The following is a 19,836-nucleotide window of genomic DNA, read 5'->3' on the forward strand; positions in this document are numbered from 1 at the left end:
AATCGTGCCGGCCCCGCCGAAGGTCTGGGTGTCGAGGGCGTGCACCATGGCGTAGGAATTCGTAAGGTGGATCGTACCGTTCAGCGTCATACCGCCGCTGACGCGCAGCCGTGCAAAGTTACCCGAGACGGTAAGGTCGCCGTCGAGCGTCACCGCATTGGTAAAGGTGCCCGAAGCATTGTCCGCCGCGAGCATGAGCGACGCTGCGTCGGCGAAGACGACCGTGCCACCAGCGATCGTCCCGTAGAAATTCCACGAGCCGCTCGCCGCGTTCAGCGTCAGTATCTTTCCGGCGTTGTTCAACGTTCCGGTCAGGTTGACGGTGCCGCCGGTGCGGTTGATAGTCCCGATGGCGGCCGTCGCAAAAGCGCCGCCAAGGTTCAACATCGAATTGACGATGTTTATCGCGCCACTGTTGATCCAGTTGCCGCCCAGCGTTATTGTTGAATCGGTCGCCGAAGCTATGCCTGTGCTGGTGATCGAGACGTTGTTGGCGACTGCGGTGCCACCGTTCGCGGCCTGGAACATCCCGGCATTCGTGAAAACGCCTGCGACACTTGCCGTCAGGCTCTGCCCGGCAACGTTGGCATTGATCAAACCATTGTTGACCAGATTGTTGGTGCCGTTGGTCTCCCACTGCTCGCCGATCGTGCCGTTGCCGCCGACGACATTGAAGGTGCTGGCAAGCGTCAGCGTCGAGGCCCCTTCGATTGTCAGGCGACGCGGCGTCCCAGTCGCCCCTTCAAACGAAATCGTCCCGCTGCCGCCGAACGTCTGGGTGTCGAGGGCGCGCACCATGGCGTAGGAATTGGTCAGGTGGATCGTGCCGTTCAGCGTCATACCGCCGCTGACGCGCAGCCGTGCGAAGTTACCCGAGACGGAAAGGTCGCCGTTGAGTGTCACGCCATTGATGAAGGTGCCCGACGCGTTGTCGGCGGCGATCAACAAAGCAGCCCCATCGGCCAGGACAATCGTACCAGCGCTGATCGTCCCGTAGAAGTTCCACGAGCCGGTCGCCGCGTTCAGCATCAGTGTCGCGCCGGCGTTGTTCAACGCTCCGGTCAAGTTGACGATGCCGCCGGTGCGGTTGATGGTGCCGATACCAGCGGTCGCGAACGCGCCACCAAGGTTCAGCGTCGAATTGACGACATTGATTGCGCCGCTGTTGATCCAGTTGCCGCCGAGCGTCATCGTGGAATCGGTCGCCGACGCTATGCCTGTGCTGGTGATCGAGACGTTGTTGGCGACTGCGGTGCCGCCGTTTGTCGCCTGGAACACGCCGGCATTCGTGAAAACGCCTGCGACACTTGCCGTCAGGCTCTGCCCGGCAACGTTGGCATTGATCAAACCATTGTTGACCAGATTGTTGGTGCCGTTGGTCTCCCACTGCTCGCCGATCGTGCCGTTGCCGCCGACGACATTGAAGGTGCTGGCAAGCGTCAGCGTCGAGGCCCCTTCGATTGCCAGGCGACGCGGCGTCCCAGTCGTCCCTTCGAACGAGATCTTGCCATTGCCAGCGAACGTCTGGCTGTCGAGGGCGCGGACCATGGCGTAGGAATTGGTCAGGTGGATCGTGCCGTTCAGCGTCATACCGCCGCTGACGCGCAGCCGTGCGAAGTTGCCCGAGACGGTGAGGTCGCCGTTGAGTGTCACGCCATTGGTGAACGTGCCCGACGCGTTGTCGGTGGCGATCAACAGCGCGGAGCCATCGGCCAGGACAATCGTACCGCCGCTGATCATCCCGTAGAAATTCCACGAGCCCGTCACCGTGTTCAACGTCAGTGTCGCGCCGGCATTGTTCAAAGTACCCGTCAGGTTGATCACACCGCCTGTGCGGTCGATCGTACCAAGGCCTGCGGTAGCGAATGTACCGCCCAAATTGACGGTGCTCGCGGCGTTGGCATCCAGATGCAAGGTGCCGGTATTGGCCCAACTGTTCACGAGTGAGAGAATGCCGCCAGCCACGGCTTCCATTGTGCCGGCATTGGAGAAGCTGGCGCTATAAGATGCCGTCAGGGTCTGGCCGGCAGTGTTCGCAGAGATCAAGCCATTGTTGATAAGCTTGTTGGTGCCGTTGGTTTCCCACTGCTCGCCGATCGAACCATATCCACCAACGACCTTGAAAGTGCCCGCCAGCGTCAGTGTCGACGCGCCTTCGATCGTCAGGCGGCGCGGCGTGCCGGTCGTCCCCTCGAAAGAAATCGTGCCAGCCCCGCCGAACGTCTGGCTGTCGAGGGCTCGCACCATCGCGAAGGAGTTTGTCAGGTGAATCGTGCCATTCAGCGTCATACCGCCGCTGACGCGTAGGCGCGCAAAGTTGCCGGAGACGGTGAGGTCGCCGTTGAGCGTCACCCCGTTGGTGAACGTGCCCGAAGCATTATCCGACGCCAGCAAAAGCGAAGCCGCGTCGGCGAAAACGACCGTGCCTCCTGTGATTGTTCCCAAAAAGTTCCACGAACCCGTTACCGAATTCAAGGTCAGCGACGCGCCGGTGTTGTTCAAAGTGCCCGTCAAGTTGATCACGCCACCGGCCCGGCTGATCGCTCCAATCGCGGCAGTCGTAAACGTGCCGCCGAGATTTACGCTGCTGGCGGTGTTGGCGTCGAGGCGCAGAGTGCCGCTATTAGTCCAGGCGTTCGCCAGCGAGAGAATGCCGCCGCCGACGGCCTCCATGGTGCCGCTATTGGCGAAGGTGGTGCCGACGGCCACCGACAGTTGCTGGCCGTTGACGCTCGCGGAAATCAAGCCGTTGTTGACCAGACCATTTGCGCCGTTTGCTTCCCACTGCTCACCGATCGTGCCGTAGCCGCCGACAACATTGAAGGTGCTGCCAAGCGTCAGCGTCGATGCCCCTTCGATCGTCAGGCGGCGCGGCGATCCAGTCGTGCCTTCGAACGAGATCGTGCCGTTACCGCCGAATGTCTGAGTGTCGAGGGCGCGCACCATGGCGAAGGAATTGATCAGGTGGATCGTGCCGTTCAGCGTCATGCCGCCGCTGACACGCAGCCGCGCAAAATTGCCCGAGACGGTAAGATCGCCGTTGAGCGTCACACCGTTGGTAAACGTTCCCGCGGCGCTGTCGCTGGCCAGCAGCAAGGCGGCACCATCCGCCAAGCTGACCGAGCCGCCGCTGATGGTGCCGAAAAAATTCCATGATCCGGTCGTCGCGTTCAGCGCCAACGTCGAACCGACATTGCTAAGGGTCCCGGTCAGGTTGACGACGCCACCGCTGCGGTTGAACGTACCGATTCCGCCGGTAGCGTTCAAACTACCACCGAGATTGACCGTGCTGGCCGCATTGGCGTCCAGATGGACGCTGCCCGTGTTGGTCCAGGAAGCCGGCGTAATCGTCAGAACACCGCCGGAAATCGCTTCGACCGTGCCAGCGTTCAAAAAACTGATGTAAGAGAGCAGCGTCAGCGTCTGGCCGGAGGTCGACGACGAGATCAACCCGTTGTTGATCAGGTTCTTGGTGCCGCCGCTCTCCCAGTAGTCGCCGATCGAACTGTAGCCACCGACGACCTTGAACGTGCTTGCGATGGTGAGCGTCGACGAACCTTCGATGGTGAGGCGGCGGATCGAGCCGGTGGTTCCCTCGAACGAAATCGTACCGTTGCCTGCGAAGGCCTGGTCGCCAAATGAACGAACCTGCGTGCTCGCGCCCGCGACGTGAATCGTGCCGTTGAGCGTCAGCCCGCTGCTGACGCGCAGAACTGAGTTTGCGCCGGTGATCGTGGCGTCGCCGTTCAGCGTCACGCCGACCAGATTGCCTGCACTATTGTCGGTGCTGACCGTGATCACCGCGCCGTTGGTTTCGCTGATGACACCGCCCTGGATGGTGCCGCCGGCAAGGGCGATGTTGCGCGAGGTGTCGAAGGTGGCCGCCTGCAGTGTCGCACCGCTCGCGATGGTGATGGGGCGATCCGAGTTAAGGCTCGCGATCTTGACCACTCCAGCGGAAGAGCCGATCGTGATCGCGGGGTCACCGGGTGCCGCCGCGATTGAAGACGGAATCGCCCGCGCCCGGAACAACGCCACCACTCCAGTTCCGCGCGTCGGCCCAGGACGCGCCGTCGCCGCCGCCTGTCCACTGCACTGTCGCGAGCAGATGATCATAGGAAGCCAGTGCAGACTCTGCCACTGGCAGCGTGGCCTCGATCGGCCCCGTGCTCTTTTCCAGGACCCAGTCGCCGCCTTGCTGTAGTCCGCCGGTGTCGTCGATCGAAGCCGCGACATTGGCGCCCGTGAGTTCTGCGAAGCGGTTGATGAAGGTCGAACCGTCGTCGCCCGCAGCGATGTCACAGCCGTAGAGCAGAATGTCCGCGCCCGGCTGCAACGCCACACGCCAGCTTGCGAGCTCGTCCGCGTGTTCATTCAGTCCGGCCAGATCGAGTTGCGTTCCACCCAGGCCGACGCTGGCCTCGAATCCGTGCGAGAATATGTGCACAGCCGTAACACCAGTTCGACCGGCGAGAGTATCCGTGATCTGTGCGATCTCGGGCTTCGTCGAGTCGAGCACGACGATATCGGTGTTGGCTGCATCCGGGCCGTCAGAAATAGCTCCAACAATATTCTCGTAATCCGGCAACGCGGAGTCGATGAAGACGATCGGCTTCGAGTTGGCTATTGCGAAACCTGGCCCCTCAGGAACGTGGCCCGTCCCGGGCTGCAGGGTTGCATTTTCCTGGCCAGAATCGAAGTTAGTGGAAGGCACCGAAATTGAAGGTGTCTGCGTTACTGAAGATCCCACCTCGCTTGCCGTTGGGGGATTGCCGGCCATTGCAAATCCAGAGCCCTCGGGGACATGCATCGCCTCAGGGGCGAGCTGTCCGAGATAGCTCGTCGGGCCGGCGGCTGGTTCTCGGCTCGGAAGCTGGAACTGATAGCTACCTACGGCGTCCCCCGCACCTTCGACTTGTAACGTGAAGCTTGCCGCAACGACATCGCTTCCCACCATCGAAGGAGCCTGGGCATTGTCGAGGTCCGCGGCGGGCACATCCGGCAATACTCTCACATCAGCCGCAGGAGCGTACAGGGGCACAGCCGGCGGCAGCGACAGCAGGTCGGTCGGGGTCTCCGGCGTATGCATCGTCGCAGTCGGCGCAAGATCAGCCGAGAGCAGCACACGTGGCTCCATCGTCTCGAACAGAAAGCGACGAGACGCGCTCGCCATCAGCTCGTTCTTGCGATGATTGCTGGGTGCCGGTGCTCCGGCGAGTACGCATCGTACCCGCGACATCAGCTCGGTACGCGACTTACCGGATCCGAATCTCGAACGGCCACGCTTTTCAAAAAACATATTGCCCCAACGGAGAGCCGAAATACATGGCGCCTGGTTGCTGGCTAGGAGTGCAATTGAGGGTGCGTTCGAAAAAATATCGCCCGCGCGCGGGCCTAGAAATAAGTGGCCCGTCTCGTAAAAACCTCAACCGAATGTCAGCCGGGTACCGAGCCGACACTCTCCCCCTTGCCAATCACCACGCGAGTGCAAGTTAACGAAAGCTTAATCCAAGAAACGAACGGTAACAATCTGGAACTTTCCGACATCTGGATTCGAAGTTGCGCATCCCGCTGGGGAGACAATTAGCTGGCTCGCGCCCCTGATCGGGCAATACTTAACTGTGAAACGCGAGTGACCGATCCGGCTGTTGAACTTTTTCCCCCGAACAAAGACTAAGGCAGCCACACTGCCGTCCGGGCCTGCCGTATGAACGGGGAACTAGGGACCTCAAAATGTTAGTTTCGAACTGCCAAGATGATCCTGCAGGCCATCTCAACCTTTTGGTCGAGAGAAAGCTCAAGCCGCCAATGCTGCGTTAGGCGGTGATGGAACTCTGGCGGCGTCGTCCTGCAAGTTCTGCCGGCCCAAGATATACGCCCGAGCGCCCACACGCGCGGTTTCGTGTTTTAGCCACGGGTTTTGCAGATGAGAATTCGATGATCTGGTGAAGATCGTTTGATGGGCGCTGCGCTTATGTCCAAGTAATCAACGCTTCGTGTCCGCTGCTAACACCCTTTGCAGATCGGGCGCAGCCTCTGTTTCATTACTTCTTCTTCCGTTCCGTAGAAATCCGCGCCCGATTTGGTCCTTGGACTGGTTTCATTTTTTCCCGGCGGGTAAAGCTTGTCGTAGCAAATAAGCCGATCGGCCGGCACTTTCTGCTCCCTGCATTTTGGCTCGTCTGCTGGCGCAATCGTGGGCCACAAAGAGGCAAGGAACACAAAGCCAAAACATAGATTTCGCACGGCTATCCTCCAAAACAGATCTATCGCACTCTCGTAGCATCTTCTGCATAGGCTTGAGTAAACCGCCACCCAAATGAGCGGGGTGGACGCGGGCGAAAAAATCCAGCTACATCGTACGCGCGCAAGCATCTTGCCAGCAAATTTCCGCGTGAAGACAACCCGCTTCATCAAGGTCGCATGTGCTCTGGCTGCACTGCACTTCACGTGTTTGCCACCGCCCCGGTCGATCAACTCCGAATGTTAAAGGCTATCCCTAGCTGGGAGTATATTGCCTTTTTCATTGAGCTTCGCGAGCGGCAACACTCGACAAGGTTCGATTGAGCAAATAGGCCTCGTAGGTTCGCAGGACCCCGTTCTCAAGCGGGGTCGTCGCGCGCCAGCCGAGCCCTTCGAGGCGGCTGACATCGAGCAGCTTGCGCGGCGTGCCGTCGGGTCGCGAACTGTCGAAATTGATCTCGCCGGTGTAACCGATAACGCCGGCCACGACGCGCGCGAACTCGGCGATGGTGATGTCCTCGCCGGTGCCGATGTTGACCAGTTCGGCACTCGAATAGGTCTTCATCAGGTGTACGCAGGCATCCACCATGTCGTCGACATAAAGGAACTCGCGCCGCGGCGTGCCGGTCCCCCACACGACGACACTCTTCGCGCCCGAAACCTTGGCCTCGTGGAAGCGGCGGATCAAGGCGGCGACCACGTGACTCATTTCGGGGTGATAATTGTCGCCGGGGCCGTAAAGATTGGTCGGCATCACGCTGATGAAGTCGCACCCGTACTGGCTGCGATAGGCTTCCGCCATCTTGATCCCGGCGATCTTGGCGATCGCATAGGGCTCGTTGGTGGGTTCCAAGGGGCCGGTGAGGACGGAATCCTCGCGCAAGGGCTGCGCGGCGTGCTTCGGATAGATGCAGGAAGAGCCCAGAAACATCAGTTTCTCGACGCCGTTCTGATGCGCGGCCTGGATCACGTTCGCAGCGATCGCGATGTTGTCGTAGATGAATTCGGCGCGCAGGGTATTGTTGGCGACGATGCCGCCGACCTTTGCCGCAGCGAGAAAGATCGCCTGCGGCCGCGTCTTCGCGAACCACTCAAAGACCGCGGCTTGGTTGCACAGATCGACCTCGCGCCGATCCACGGTGACAAGCTTGACATCCTCTCGTTCCAGCCGGCGCACAAGCGCGCTGCCGACCATGCCGCGATGGCCGGCGACATAGACGCTCTTGCCTTTCAGCTCAAAAGGTGCGTTTGCCACTCGACGCATCCCATTTTGCGTTCGCCAGATCGCTCGCCATCATCTCCGCGACGAGCTCTGCAAAGCTTCGCTTCGGCGTCCAGCCAAGCACCTCGCGCGCCTTGCTGGCGTCGCCGACGAGGAGATCGACCTCGGTGGGGCGGAAATAAGTCGGATCGATCTTCACGACCGTCTTGCCGGTCTTGGTGTCGACGCCGGTCTCCTCGACGCCCCCGCCGCGCCATGCGATGCGACGGCCGACCTGCGCGAACGAGAGCTCGACCATTTCACGCACCGAGTGCATCTCGCCGGTGGCGAGCACGAAATCGTCGGGCTTGTCGGCCTGCAGGATCTTGTGCATGCCCTCGACATAGTCGCGCGCATGGCCCCAGTCGCGCTTGGCCGAGAGATTGCCGAGATAAAGCGTCTCTTCCAGCCCGACCTCGATGCGGGCGACAGCGCGTGTGATCTTGCGGGTGACGAAGGTCTCGCCGCGGATCGGGCTCTCGTGATTGAACAGGATGCCGTTGCTCGCGAACATGCCATAGGCCTCGCGATAGTTCACCGTGATCCAGTAGCCGTAGAGCTTTGCCACGCCGTAAGGCGAGCGCGGATAGAACGGCGTGGTCTCCTTCTGCGGGATCTCCTGGACCAGGCCATAGAGCTCGGAGGTCGACGCCTGGTAGAACCGCGTTTCCTTCTCCATGCCGAGGATGCGGATCGCTTCCAGCAGGCGCAGCACGCCGATGCCGTCGGCGTTAGCGGTGTATTCCGGGCTCTCGAAGCTGACGGCGACGTGGCTCTGGGCGGCAAGATTGTAGATCTCGGTCGGCCGGATCTGCTGCACCAGGCGGATCAGATTGGTCGAGTCGGTCATGTCGCCGTAGTGCATCAGAAACGGGACGTTGCCGAGATGCGGGTCCTGGTAGAGATGATCGACCCGCGCGGTGTTGAACGAGGACGAACGCCGCTTGATGCCGTGCACGACATAGCCGAGCGACAGCAAATATTCGGCGAGATAGGCGCCATCCTGTCCTGTAATGCCAGTGATGAGAGCGATCCGCTTGCTCATCTAAACTTCCCTCTGCAAGGTAAGATCTCGCCCGCGCCCTTTGCCGGCCGCTGTGGATTAGTTCGTGGTCCCAAGGCGACTGCGGTCACGTTCTCGACCAGATCGAGATCAACGTCAACCAACAGCTGAACCAGAAGGCAATGTCGGCTTCGCACATGGCTCATGGATTCTGGCATTCCGAATAGAACACGCCGTTCGCGGCAACGATCTGCTCTAGGCACTGGCGTTTATCCGTGACTTTGCCTCCGACCGAGAAATCAAAGGCCTGACCATTGAGTGCCAATACGTAGCGGCCAGGAGACAATGTGAGATTTGGATCACGCGGAAGGATCTGATACATCCCCGGCTCGTCCTTCAGGGGAGCAGCATGGTAGGGGATAGAGACATTGCGGATTACCCAGCTCTCCTCGCTCGAAACGACCGGCTTCCCCAATGCGTCGAACTTCGTCGCCTGCTTGACCTGCGCGACGACGCGCAGTTCGACCGGATCCTGGGATTCAGCCATTGGCGTTTCGCGGCGGAATACGATGAAGCGGATTTGTCCGTCCGGCAATCGTGTGTCACTAGGTCTGGTGATGGCCGCTGAAATCGCCACGCGCGGATCAGGAACTCGTCCCAACAAAGACTGCAGCTCAAACAGGTGATCCGCGCTTACGGCGTACACACCGTATGCGGTTGGGACCAGCGGGTCGACCTTGCGCTCAAGGTCCTTGCTTAAGGGGGTGAAACTGTCCGGGGCGGCACTGGGCTCACGCGCTACTGTCAGCTCGGATGTCTTCGCCGAGCGGTAGCTCTCCACGAATCTCTCGAACGACGGCGGAGACCATCCCCGCCGCTGTGCGACTATTAAGCCCGCGAGGCCGGCAAAGAAAAACAGCATCGCAAGGTAGCGCAGCGGAGTGGACGATGACCATCGCCGACGGCCGCTGCGCGTAGATGACGGCGCCGGTTTCGCGTTATTCCAACTCTGCTCGGAAATCACCCCGGCTTCAGCGCCAGACGGGCCGACCAGCGCCTCCGTGCGTTGAACCCGCACCGGACGGGGCAGCGGCCCGCCCCCGCTCGGATACTTCCTTGTGTACGCCTCAACACCCGAAATTGCCGTCTCTAGAGCCTGCATGAGACGCTCTCTTTCGGCAGGGTCCTCATGCGAGAGCTGATCGAGCTTGTGGCGCGCGAGGTCGTAGACAGCACTTCGAAGCTGCTCCGGATCCGATTGCAACAAATCGATCGTCCGCGCGAGCACCAGCGCAAATTCCACTTCGGGATGACCCGAAGCGATTTCTTTCGCCGAATTCTGAAGTGGAACTGACGCCATCCAACAGCCGCTCTTCCATCCTTCTTCAGCGAGTCCGGAGGGCTGGCTCTCGCAACGGATGATTAATCACACGAAGCGTCGCTGCATAAGCGGTACGCAAATAAATTCTTGCGGACGGTATCATAATACTTAGGTCAAGCGGTTAACCCGGGGAGTATGGCCGCTGTTTCAAAGCTAGAAAGCCGCCGGCGAGGTATCCGAACTGCACGCCGGTCAAACTAACAATTCCCCACACGAGCGTGGTGGCAATCCCCGCCTCCAGACGAAGGGCGAGCCAGCAGACAATCCCGAGCACAAGGGGGAGCACCAGGACCAGCGCGGCGACCCGGTATCGCGTCCCGATGGCCGCGCCGAACATCAGGGCCAGGCTGAACAGAATTGCTGCCATGCCCCAGCTTCGTCCGCGAGGAGTTAAGGATTTATCAAAACGACGCATGGGGTCCTCGAGCACGCGCCGAAAGCGCGAGAGGATCAGGATGAAGCATCATCCGCGTTTGGCTCATTGTTGAGCCTGATCGTCCCGGAGACAGCTCCGCAGATCTCTGGACGAAGCGTTAGCTCACGGCCGCCAACCAGCGATTGTGGGCGATCACGCGCCCGTCCGGCAGCACACGCCGCCACCAGGCAGTGTCTATGATCGATGTGCGGTAGCCGCGTTTTTCCAGCCAGGTCCTGCAATTTGTTTCCAGCTGCTCGGAATGTGTTTCGATGAGCATAGAGATCTGTCCGGCGTCGAGGAGGCTCCCGGCACTCCTGAGAACCTCCATCTCCGCGCCATCGACGTCAATCTTAATGAAGCCCTTTCCGTGCAGAGGACCACGGAGGTCAGCCAGCGAAACGGCGCCGTCATGCCCGCCGACCTGCTTAGTAAGAATTTGGCAGGCATCGAGCGGAAGACCATTGAGCCGGAGATGACGACGAAATGCCTCAACCTCAGCTGCATTTGGCTCAACAGCGACAACCTTTACGGGATTTGGCCGGGAAAGGAAGTAGAGTGACATTTCTCCACTTCCCGCCCCAATGTCGATGAACCACTCCGCGTTGGCCCCTTCTAGCCGTACAAAGGAGTACGTCTCACGCTCCCATAAGCCAAGCAGCATTTGGGTCTGTGAGCGAAGGTCCAGATCGAGCTTGATCCCGCTGTAGAGCCCGAATCTGACCCGGCGCGGGCTCCGGGTGTGCGGGACGAGGGCGTTCTTGACAGCCGAGAGTAGGCGCATCGATTCAGGTTAACCTTCTATTTCCGCTCTATCGAGGCAATCGCAAATCTGGCAAAGGCGTCTCATAGAGAGCCGGGTGATGGAGCTTATCAATCCCGGCTTAGAATTGTCTGAATTTAACGAATTTGGATCAAGGTCGTTGGAGTTCTCAGGTCCAGCCACAATGACAGCCCTCACCCTTAATTTTGTCGCGGTCCGGCGGAGGATCCGCACCGCGTTTGCGGCCTTCTTGTTCGCCCGAACGGTTCGCGTTGCCGAACAGCTCATTCTGGTCCCTCTTTTTCTATCAAGCTGGGGCGCGCGATCCTATGGCGAGTGGCTGGCATTGGCTGCGCTGGCTGGATTCGCGGCGCTGGCCAATGTAGGTGTCGGACAGGCGGCCGCAGCCGAGGTCATTTTGCAATCGACGCGGGGCGAGTTTGAGAAGGCATCCCGCACCGTCGCTACCGCCCTCGTCACGCTTACCGCCAGCATTGCTGTTGGTGTTGCGGTCCTGAGTCTTGCGCTGGCTTTGGCCGACCTGCGGACATTTGCGGGAATTTCGCTCGACGACATGCCCGAGCCAAAGCTTCTTGTGGTCATGCTAGGCAGCGCAACACTCGTTACCTTCCTCAGCGAGCCGCTCGCCGGCACTCTGTCGGCAGCTAAAGGCGCAGCCTTGCCGAATGCGATTGCAGCAGTCTCCAAGATGATCGAGCTCATCTGCATTGGACTGGCCCTCGGTTCGGGCGCGGGTCCGCTGGTCGTGGCTGCGCTCATGCTCATGGGAGCAATGCTCAACGTGGTGCTTCATCTGATCTGGACGGTGCAAAAAGCAACATGGCTTTCACTCTCGTGGACCAAGTTCGACTTCGAGATCCTTAGGCGCATTTGCAGGCCGGCTGCGGGCTTTTTCGTGATCTTCATCTGCGTCAACATTCTGGGCGTGTACGCGCCGCGCCTGTTGATCTCGCATAGTCTCGGACCAATTGCGCTCGCCACGTTCGGTGTGCTGGCGACATACACCAAGACCGCGAGAAATCTGGCCACGATGACCTCGCAAGCCACCCAAGTGGAGATCGGCCGGATGTGGGCGGGGGGCGACATCCAGAATGTTCGCCAGCTCATCCGGAAAATGCTCCGGAACGCCACATTAATTGCAGCAATGCTTCTGGTTGCGGAGCTCTTGCTCGCCCCTTTGATTATTCCGCGCTGGACAAGCGGGCATATCGCGTTGGACTGGGAGCTCATGTTCGCTCTCGCACTGGTCGCGCTGCTTGGATCCTATTTTGACGGAACTCTGCTTGCAGCCAGTGCGCTCAACCGGGTCGAGCTGATTTCGTTCGGCTACGCAACGGGCCTCGCTCTTGGCATATGCGCTGCGATCTTCCTGCTCCCTGTCTCAGGGCATCTCTGGATGATCGGACTCTGCCTCCTCTTGCCCGAGATCGGCGGAGTGATTTCCGGCCATCGCACACTAAGCAGATTGACTGGCAAGCACGCCTTGATGTGAGCAGGATGCGGGCAGCGCGCCTAAGTCTCCGAGCGCGGAATGCGCGACCCGATCGCGACGGCGGGGTGGCCGCCTACCATCGTCATGGGTGGGACGTCGCGCATCACCACAGCGCGCGCCTGCACCACCGCTCCGCGGCCGATCCTGACGCCCGGCGCAATGAAGCATTGCGCAGCAACCCAGACCTCAGGCTCGATTACGATCGGGCGCGCGAAAATGGAGAAGTCCGCCTTCAGGTGATCGTGTGAGCCGGTGCACACATAGGTTCCTTGCGAAACCACCACGTCGTGACCAATCTCGATCTCGCCCAAGCTGTATAGATTGACATCGTCCCCAATCCAGGAATTCGCCCCGATTGAAACCTTCCAGGGATAAACAATCCGCACCGACGGTCTGATCAATACCCCCTCTCCGATCCTGGCGCCGAAAAGCCGCAGGATGAACCGACGCCAGCCAAAGAATATCTGGGGTGTCGGCCGAACCAGGAGCGCCTCGACCATCCACCACAGCTGCACGAAGAGCGCCGAGCGGCCACGAAAACCTTTCGGATTGGCAAATCTGGAAAGATCCTGCACGCGGATTTCAGTATCTGGCATCTTCAGAATGCTCTCGCAATTAACCGCCGACCCACCTCAAATGCCGTTCATAATGTTCTGAAACGGCTGTTTCGTTAATAGGGCATAGCGTCTAAAGATCAGATTTATTCTGCCCGTTTGGCTGCTCGTTCAGCCGAAATTGCAAGGACTAAGGACATTGGGACGTGCGGGCGAAAGCAACGCGCCTTTCGTACATGGGGTTTGGGGGACTCGTTCTTTTCCATGAAAATTCTGGCGTATGGCCTCAACTACGCTCCTGAGCTGACCGGAATCGGAAAATACTCCAGCGAGCTTTGCGAGTGGTTGGCGGGGCGCGGTCACACCGTCGCGATGGTGACGGCTCAGCCCTATTATCCTACCTGGAAGGTGGCCGACGGTTACAATAACAGGTCCTATCAGCACGAGATCAGGAACCAGGTTAGCGTCCATCACTGCCCGCTCTACCTTCCCGGCAACCTGCCGGCGGGCAAGCGCGGCAGAATTCTGAGCCATGCATCCTTCGCAGCATCGAGCATTCCTAAGATACTGTCATCGGCTTACAGCTTGAAACCCGACGTCCTGCTGGCCGTCACGCCCTCATTCCTGATTGCGCCGACTGCATTCGCCGTCGCACAGCTCTCTGGCGCCGCAAGCTGGCTTCACATTCAAGATTTCGAGCTCGATGCTGCCTTCGAGCTCGGCATGCTTGAAGGCAGCGCGCTTCGGCGCACTGCCATGTCGATGGAATCCTTCATTTTGCGTCGCTTCGACCGGGTATCGACCATCTCACCCCGCATGATCGAGCGGCTTCACGATAAGGGCGCCTCGCCGAAGAACAGCATCGAATTCCGCAATTGGGTGGACACTGATTTCATCAGTCCCGCCGACCGGATGACCGAACTCCGCGAGCAACTCGGCCTGACGGATCGCCACATCGTCGCTCTCTATTCGGGAAGCATTGCCGCCAAGCAGGGTATCGAGACTCTCGCGGAAGCCGCGGCCGAGCTGAAGGACAAGGCGCCTGAAATCGTTTTTGTTTTTTGCGGCGGAGGAGCATTGCTCAATCACCTCGTCGAGCTCTCCTCAACCCTTTCCAACGTGAAGTTCCTTGACCTGCAACCCAACGAACGGATGCAGGAGCTTCTTGCGACGGCGGACATTCACCTGATCCCGCAACGCGCCCAGGTCGCCGACCTGATGCTGCCCTCCAAACTCGCACCCATTCTGGCCTCGGGCCGGCCAGCCGTCGCGATGGCGAAGGCAGGTACCCAACTTGCGACCGAGATCGAGGGCGCCGGCATCGCCGTTTCCCCCTCCGATCCGCGCGGGCTGTCCGAGGCGATATTGAAGCTCGCGCGAGACAGCGCTATGCGAGCGCGGATGGGAGAACGAGGACGCGTTCTCGCGTGCGAGCGGTGGCGCAAGGAAACCATTCTCGGCGCGTTTGAGAAGCAGCTCGGCGAACTCGTCGCCTTGAGGCGTAGCCATGACTGAAAGCTTTGAACCAAGCGTCAATATCGCGGTCTGTGGCGACTTCAAGCAACTTCAGCTCGTCCCTGAGCTGAATAAGGCGGCGCGTCTCCAGCGCGTCTACTATGCCTCACGGGTGTCAAACGATGCCGCGCGACTGCAGATCGCGCCATCGCAGGCGCGGAATCTGTTTCTTAAGGAATATCTGCTGCAGTTCCACGCGAGGTACCTCCACCACGCCTTCGCTGACACGGTTTATCCGCTCTATGATCGGCTATGGCGCGCCTCAGCCCATGCCGCCTGGCAGCCGAGCGACGTGTTGCACGCGGTGACCCAGGGCAAGGCGCTCAGCTTGCTGCGCCGGGCCAAGGACGAGGGAACGGCAATCCTCGGTCATCCCATTGTCTGCCATCCCAGTTTCTTCGAGCGAGAAATGCGGCTGGAGCTTGATCGCCTGTCGATCTCGCCGGCTCCCTTTCTCTCCGATATTGCCGACACGCTCGCCGAGATCAATCTTTGCGACAGGATCTACTGCCTATCCGGCCTGGTCCGCGACAGCTTCGTGGCTGAAGGATTTCCGGCCAGCGCCATCGACGTCATTCCGCTGCCGACTGACCTTCAGACATTCGCTCCGGCGCCGGAGCAGGTCAACGATCGGCCGTTCCGCGTTCTTTGCGTCGCTGAACTCAACCCGATCAAGGGACACATCTATCTCTTGGAAGCATGGAAGGCACTCAAGCTACAGAATGCCGAGCTTATCTTTGCCGGGACCATCAGGCGGGAGATGCGGGACGTCCTGAAGCCTTACGAAGGCCTCTTCAAATATCTGGGCCCGCTTGGCCGCAGCGACCTAGTCCGCCTTTACCAAGAGAGTTCGCTTCTGGTGCTGCCATCGGTACAGGACGGCTTTGGCTTCGTGGTGAGCGAGGCAATTGCGTGCGGGTTGCCGGCCATCGTGACCGAGCATGTCGGCGCTCGCGATGTGATCAAGCCCGGTGCGAACGGCTATGTCGTGCCGGTCCGATCGGCCGAAGCGATCGCCCACGCTATCCAAGAGGTCTACGCCTCACCCTCGCTCCGGCAACACTTGCGACAAGGCGCCATCGCAAGCCGCGCGACCTTTCCGAACATGACGGACACCGCCCGACAGATCGCGACCGCGTATAAACGAACCTACGTGACGCGACATCCCGGCGAGCAGATACTGGACTGAACTATCAAGCTGCGCGCGGTGCGACGCCGGCAACTGCGTAAAGCAAATCCTGGTAGCCCTCCGCGGCGCATTCCTTGCGCTCGGCAAAGCGCTTACGTGAAGCATTCTTGGTGGCGACAAGGGCGGCTGGATCATCGTTCCATCGCGCGATCTGCGCACAGGCGGCCGATACGAATTCGTCCGAGGGATCGATCAGCAGGCCGCAGTCGCCGCTGACGTCTACACCTATACATCCTCGCGCGAAGACCACCACGGCAGCGCCCGCCGCCATCGCTTCGAAAATGGCGTTTGGCTGCGCCTCGTTGCGATAGCTCGTCGGAAAGACGAACACATCAAGCTCCGAGAGGAAGCGGTCCTTGTCGGCTTCATAAACCGGCCCGACATAGTTCAGGTGTTCTCCGAGTTCGACGCGTGCCGCCTCGATCGCGGCAGCATCTGTCGTGTTCTCAGTCGGGCCTGCGAGCAGACCATAAACCGGAATCCCACGCGCGAGGCAGCCCCGCAGCACGTCAAGAAAGACATAGAGTCCCTTCTCGCGCGTCAGGTTGCTGAGTAAGCCCAGCCGGACGGCACCTCCGTCCCGAGCAGACATCCGGGAAAGCTCCGGAAGATGCACAGCATTGGATGAAATCAGAGCCCTCCAGGCACCATGATAATTCTCCTGAAACCGGCGCTGCATAAGGTCGCACAGGAACACGTGGGTAGCGCTCGATCCCGCGACCGAGACCAGCGCGGTCATCAGCCGTTGCGGCCGGTCGATCGCGGAAAAGCTATGGTGATGAATAAAGATGACTTGGCCCGAGATTCGGGCAAACGTGGTCAGGAGGACTGTATAGAGCAGCCCCAGGCCCCCGTCCGCGGGGATATACACGCAAGGATTGGGACGCACGCTGTTGAGGAGGATCCCGCCCGCCGCGACGACCACGGACAAGAGCCTGCGCCAGTGGTAGCTTGGGGATCGAGCAAGGGACCGTGAGGACAGGTCATAGCGGCGCACGTCGGCCAGCCCCTCAAGATCGGATGCAATGGACGCGGAGATCCTTGACAATCCATGCAGCGGGGGCGGAAAGGCAGCGGCGACAACTACGTTGCGCCTCCCTACACTGCGTTTCCCACGGCTCACGTCTCATTCGCCGATGCGGCGCCCCTGTTTGTCGTACAATTAACGGATTCGGACCAAGCACTCAATCCGCGTCCCTCGCGCTGATTGCCAATCCGGCCTTTGTTCTTTCAGGCACTCCAGATGATCATCCTGACGACACTCGGCCGATGCCTCCTCGGGACGCTCCTCGCCCTGATGGCAGTCGTGCAGGTGATCCAAGCCGACGAGCGACCCTCCGTACCAAAGATGGTTTTTGCCCACTACATGGTATGTTGTCCCGCTGCCGGCCTCGCGGCGACGGTTGAGGATTTCGAACGGGAGATCAGGACTGCACGAGCCAACGGGATCGATGGGTTCGCGTTGAATGTGCCAGGCTGGTCCAGAGAGCCTCACTATTTCGATCTTAGCCGGCGGATATTCAGGGCGGCGGAACGAAGCAAGCTGGCTTTCAAGCTGTTTATGTCCTTTGACAATGCGCCCGTCGACGACAGCGCGACGATGGTCGATGAATTGTCTCAGAGTCCCGCCTATCTGCGTATCGATGGCCGTCCCGTGGTCAGCACGTATTCGGGGACTCCGGAGTGGGGCACGCGACTGGCCGAACGCCTCTTGGCCTCAGGCCGCAGGCCCTTCCTCGTCCCGAACTACCAGTATCCCTCCGAGCACTTCTGGGCGCGCAACTACGGTCATCCGACGGCACAATTCCTCGACGACCTGTATAGAGCTCATCCAGAGCTCGATGGCTACTTCGTGTTCGGGCCCGATCTCGGTTATCCCAAGCCGCCCAGCGACGGAGCACTGGTTGCAGCGAGAAGTAGAGTTGCGGCGAAAATCTCGATGATCGGGATCATGCCCTACTATCGGGGGCTGCGCGGGAATTTCCGCCTGTTCGAGAGCGGGGGGTTTCAGGGCATGGCGGCACAATGGATTGCAGCCATCGAATCAGGGGCGGACTGGGTCGAAATCGTGACCTGGAACGACTGGGGCGAATCGACCTACGTCGCTCCCTACGGCGACACCGCGCAACAGAATCTCTGGAATTTCAACTGGGGCCCCCTGTTAAGTCACGAGGCATTTCTGAAGGCGAGCCGCTATTATATCGACTGGTTTACGTCTTCCAATCGTCCGGCTATCCGGCAACCGTCTCTGTTTTATTTCTACCGGCTTCACCCGAAATCAGCCTACGGTATTGCCTCTCCTGATACAGGCGAGCAGGGCCGTCCAAAGGGGTCTGACGATCTCGTCGACGGAGTTTATGTAACCGCCTTCCTGCCACGGCCGTTGACGGTCGAGCTGATCGCAGACGAACGTCGCCAATCAGTAACTCTGGCCGAGGGTGTGCACCACCACCGCTTCGAGCTGGCAAAGGGGCGTCTGGTGATCAGGGTCAACGACCATGAACGAACAATTACAGAAAAGCAGCTCGAGTTTCCGGTGACAAACCTGGGACAGATAGGGAATTTTAACTACTTCGCAGGTGAGGTTCCTCTACCATGAGGCGGACAGATGAAGCGCCCGAACGCGCGCAACTGAGCCATCCGCAAAATCCATCATGATCGAAATCGCTCTGGCAATTCATATCATCCTGTTCGTCGGTCTCGTCATCGGCTTGAACGAAAGAGGATTCGTCAATCTCTATTCCGGGCTTTCCCTGTATCTCGTCTTCCATTTTGTCGTTTTCGTGCAGCGGCCCTTGATTGTCTATCTGTTCGACCTGCGGTCCGAATTCGAATTCATGAACTTCATGCCGACAGAAGACGTGTTTCTGCAAACCCTTTTTGTTGCAGACGTTGGCCTCCTGAGCTTCATTGCGGCCTACGTGATGGCGCTCGGCTTTAGACCCATGGAGCCAACGTTTCACTACATCCGCCCCAGTCGGACGGAAGCGCGCTCCCTCCTCATCTCATTTCTGCTACTCGCCCCGCTGATCTTCTACTCGTTCTTCCTGGCCGTAACCATGCGCCAGACTTATGGCGTGACGGTTTTTCAGCAGCTAGGCGAAATCAATATGACCATCGATCCGGCGACAGGCCAAAAGCTGTTTGCCGATACGACGGCCTATGTGGTCAATGCACGCAATTTCGCGTTTCCCTTTGCGGCGCTATTGATCCAGATGAGGAGAGGCCGCTGGTGGTCCTATATTGCCTTGTTTTTCTGTGCGCTGATCGCATTGCAACTTGGGGAGCGCTGGGAGATCGTCATTTCGACGCTGGTGGCCAGCTTGATGACGCTCTACGTTCACAAGCGCCGCGCGTTCACCTCGATACACTATGCCGGGATGGTGATCGTACTCGCGCTTTTTGTGATGATCGGCCAGAATCGCGACAGTCTCATCAGGTTTCTGACCACGGGCGCGATTGAATTCAGTTTCGACATCGCCAAATCTTCGTTCGGGGCGCATCCGGACTTTGCAAATTTTGACTTCCTGTCCTTCGTCGTTGCGAAGGTACCGGCGGTGAGCGGCACGTACTCCTATTTCACGCAGTATCTCGGCATATTGACGCAGCCAATCCCAAGGGTGTTGTGGCCGGACAAGCCGGTGGGCTCACCGATCCAGTGGGTCAATCTTGCCGCCTATGGCAATTTCGGCTCGCGCACCACCTCGCTCGTCGGGGACGGTTGGATCAGCCTTGGCTACATAGGGGTCGTGGTCACGCTGGGACTTTGCGGCTCGTTCTTCGGAACCGCTTTCCGCCGCTTCTGCCAACCAGGTATTTCGATCTACTTCTACTGCGCCTATTTCTGGATGGTTGGCCTTTTACTGCAATGGGCGCGGGACGGAGGCTACAAGATCCTCGACTTCTTCCTGTTCTGCATTGGGCCGCTCGTGCTTGCCTATGTCATCGAGCGGATGTTCTTCGGTCGGCCGGTCCCAGTCGCGGATAGCCCTTAGCCAA

Annotated in this window: 14 protein-coding genes; 5 read left to right on the top strand and 9 right to left on the bottom strand. The window is 59.6% G+C overall.

Translation table 11 applies throughout. The features are described 5' to 3' along the window. The 7 genes from IVB47_RS29035 to IVB47_RS29065 form a co-directional block, all read right to left on the bottom strand. On the bottom strand, positions 1-4,041 hold a 4,041-nt coding region (locus IVB47_RS29035), incomplete at its 3' end, for a hypothetical protein (RefSeq protein ID WP_247466470.1). Beyond that, entirely contained in the window at positions 3,983-5,173 is a 1,191-nt protein-coding gene (locus IVB47_RS29040) for a DUF4347 domain-containing protein (protein ID WP_247466475.1), read from the bottom strand. The genes IVB47_RS29040 and IVB47_RS29035, both read right to left, overlap by 59 nt. Before the next feature lie 1,350 nt (positions 5,174-6,523). Further along, the gene (locus tag IVB47_RS29045) at positions 6,524-7,507 is read right to left on the bottom strand and encodes a GDP-L-fucose synthase (protein ID WP_276576885.1); all 984 of its coding nucleotides are present in this window, start codon (positions 7,505-7,507) and stop codon (positions 6,524-6,526) included. Then, positions 7,479-8,549, bottom strand: a complete 1,071-nt coding sequence (gene gmd, locus IVB47_RS29050; protein WP_247466478.1) for a GDP-mannose 4,6-dehydratase — start codon at positions 8,547-8,549, stop codon at positions 7,479-7,481. Before gmd ends, IVB47_RS29045 begins: the two co-directional genes overlap by 29 nt. Before the next feature lie 160 nt (positions 8,550-8,709). Then, entirely contained in the window at positions 8,710-9,867 is a 1,158-nt protein-coding gene (locus IVB47_RS29055) for a hypothetical protein (RefSeq protein WP_247466480.1), read from the bottom strand. A 142-nt stretch (positions 9,868-10,009) separates the two neighbouring features. Continuing rightward, positions 10,010-10,255: a hypothetical protein gene (locus tag IVB47_RS29060; protein WP_247466482.1), complete on the bottom strand. Its 246-nt coding sequence runs from the start codon at positions 10,253-10,255 to the stop codon at positions 10,010-10,012. A gap of 166 nt (positions 10,256-10,421) precedes the next feature. Further along, positions 10,422-11,087, bottom strand: a complete 666-nt coding sequence (locus tag IVB47_RS29065) for an FkbM family methyltransferase (protein ID WP_346730819.1) — start codon at positions 11,085-11,087, stop codon at positions 10,422-10,424. A gap of 79 nt (positions 11,088-11,166) precedes the next feature. On the opposite strand from IVB47_RS29065, the gene IVB47_RS29070 reads away from it, so the two are divergent. Beyond that, on the top strand, positions 11,167-12,579 hold the full coding sequence (locus IVB47_RS29070) for a hypothetical protein (RefSeq protein WP_247466486.1): 1,413 nt from the start codon (positions 11,167-11,169) through the stop codon (positions 12,577-12,579). Positions 12,580-12,599: 20 nt separating this feature from the next. On the opposite strand, the gene IVB47_RS29075 is transcribed toward IVB47_RS29070, so the two are convergent. Next, a complete protein-coding gene (locus tag IVB47_RS29075; protein ID WP_249806907.1) occupies positions 12,600-13,175 on the bottom strand; it encodes a WcaF family extracellular polysaccharide biosynthesis acetyltransferase in 576 nt (191 codons plus the stop codon). Between the two features lie 222 nt (positions 13,176-13,397). Here IVB47_RS29075 and IVB47_RS29080 point away from each other — a divergent pair, with 222 nt between their 5' ends. Together IVB47_RS29080 and IVB47_RS29085 are read left to right on the top strand one after the other, a co-directional pair. Further along, positions 13,398-14,648 carry a WcaI family glycosyltransferase gene (locus tag IVB47_RS29080; protein ID WP_247466488.1) on the top strand — a complete coding sequence of 417 codons (1,251 nt, stop codon included), beginning with the start codon at positions 13,398-13,400 and terminating at the stop codon, positions 14,646-14,648. Beyond that, positions 14,641-15,837, top strand: a complete 1,197-nt coding sequence (locus IVB47_RS29085) for a glycosyltransferase family 4 protein (protein WP_247466490.1) — start codon at positions 14,641-14,643, stop codon at positions 15,835-15,837. Before IVB47_RS29080 ends, IVB47_RS29085 begins: the two co-directional genes overlap by 8 nt. Positions 15,838-15,841: 4 nt before the next feature. Here the strand turns inward: IVB47_RS29085 and IVB47_RS29090 are convergent, their stop codons facing one another. Then, complete coding sequence (locus IVB47_RS29090) at positions 15,842-16,762, bottom strand: glycosyltransferase (RefSeq protein ID WP_247466640.1); 921 nt, start codon at positions 16,760-16,762, stop codon at positions 15,842-15,844. A 318-nt stretch (positions 16,763-17,080) separates the two neighbouring features. Between IVB47_RS29090 and IVB47_RS29095 the strand changes: the two genes are divergently transcribed. Together IVB47_RS29095 and IVB47_RS29100 are read left to right on the top strand one after the other, a co-directional pair. Beyond that, positions 17,081-18,436 (top strand): glycoside hydrolase family 71 protein, encoded by a 1,356-nt coding sequence (locus IVB47_RS29095; protein WP_247466492.1) that lies wholly within the window; start codon positions 17,081-17,083, stop codon positions 18,434-18,436. A 55-nt stretch (positions 18,437-18,491) separates the two neighbouring features. After that, positions 18,492-19,832: a hypothetical protein gene (locus tag IVB47_RS29100; protein ID WP_247466494.1), complete on the top strand. Its 1,341-nt coding sequence runs from the start codon at positions 18,492-18,494 to the stop codon at positions 19,830-19,832. Positions 19,833-19,836 lie beyond the last annotated feature (4 nt).

The sequence above is a fragment of the Bradyrhizobium sp. 62 genome, assembly GCF_023073035.1.
Taxonomy (GTDB): domain Bacteria; phylum Pseudomonadota; class Alphaproteobacteria; order Rhizobiales; family Xanthobacteraceae; genus Bradyrhizobium.

Excerpts from the sequence above, each read along its gene's own strand:
- IVB47_RS29040 (WP_247466475.1), bottom strand. The coding sequence starts at position 5,173 with ATGGCGAGCGCGTCTCGTCGCTTTCTGTTCGAGACGATGGAGCCACGT.
- IVB47_RS29045 (WP_276576885.1), bottom strand. The coding sequence starts at position 7,507 with ATGCGTCGAGTGGCAAACGCACCTTTTGAGCTGAAAGGCAAGAGCGTC.
- gmd (WP_247466478.1), bottom strand. The coding sequence starts at position 8,549 with ATGAGCAAGCGGATCGCTCTCATCACTGGCATTACAGGACAGGATGGC.
- IVB47_RS29055 (WP_247466480.1), bottom strand. The coding sequence starts at position 9,867 with ATGGCGTCAGTTCCACTTCAGAATTCGGCGAAAGAAATCGCTTCGGGT.
- IVB47_RS29060 (WP_247466482.1), bottom strand. The coding sequence starts at position 10,255 with ATGGCAGCAATTCTGTTCAGCCTGGCCCTGATGTTCGGCGCGGCCATC.
- IVB47_RS29065 (WP_346730819.1), bottom strand. The coding sequence starts at position 11,087 with ATGCGCCTACTCTCGGCTGTCAAGAACGCCCTCGTCCCGCACACCCGG.
- IVB47_RS29070 (WP_247466486.1), top strand. The coding sequence starts at position 11,167 with ATGGAGCTTATCAATCCCGGCTTAGAATTGTCTGAATTTAACGAATTT.
- IVB47_RS29075 (WP_249806907.1), bottom strand. The coding sequence starts at position 13,175 with ATGCCAGATACTGAAATCCGCGTGCAGGATCTTTCCAGATTTGCCAAT.
- IVB47_RS29080 (WP_247466488.1), top strand. The coding sequence starts at position 13,398 with ATGAAAATTCTGGCGTATGGCCTCAACTACGCTCCTGAGCTGACCGGA.
- IVB47_RS29085 (WP_247466490.1), top strand. The coding sequence starts at position 14,641 with ATGACTGAAAGCTTTGAACCAAGCGTCAATATCGCGGTCTGTGGCGAC.
- IVB47_RS29095 (WP_247466492.1), top strand. The coding sequence starts at position 17,081 with ATGATCATCCTGACGACACTCGGCCGATGCCTCCTCGGGACGCTCCTC.
- IVB47_RS29100 (WP_247466494.1), top strand. The coding sequence starts at position 18,492 with ATGATCGAAATCGCTCTGGCAATTCATATCATCCTGTTCGTCGGTCTC.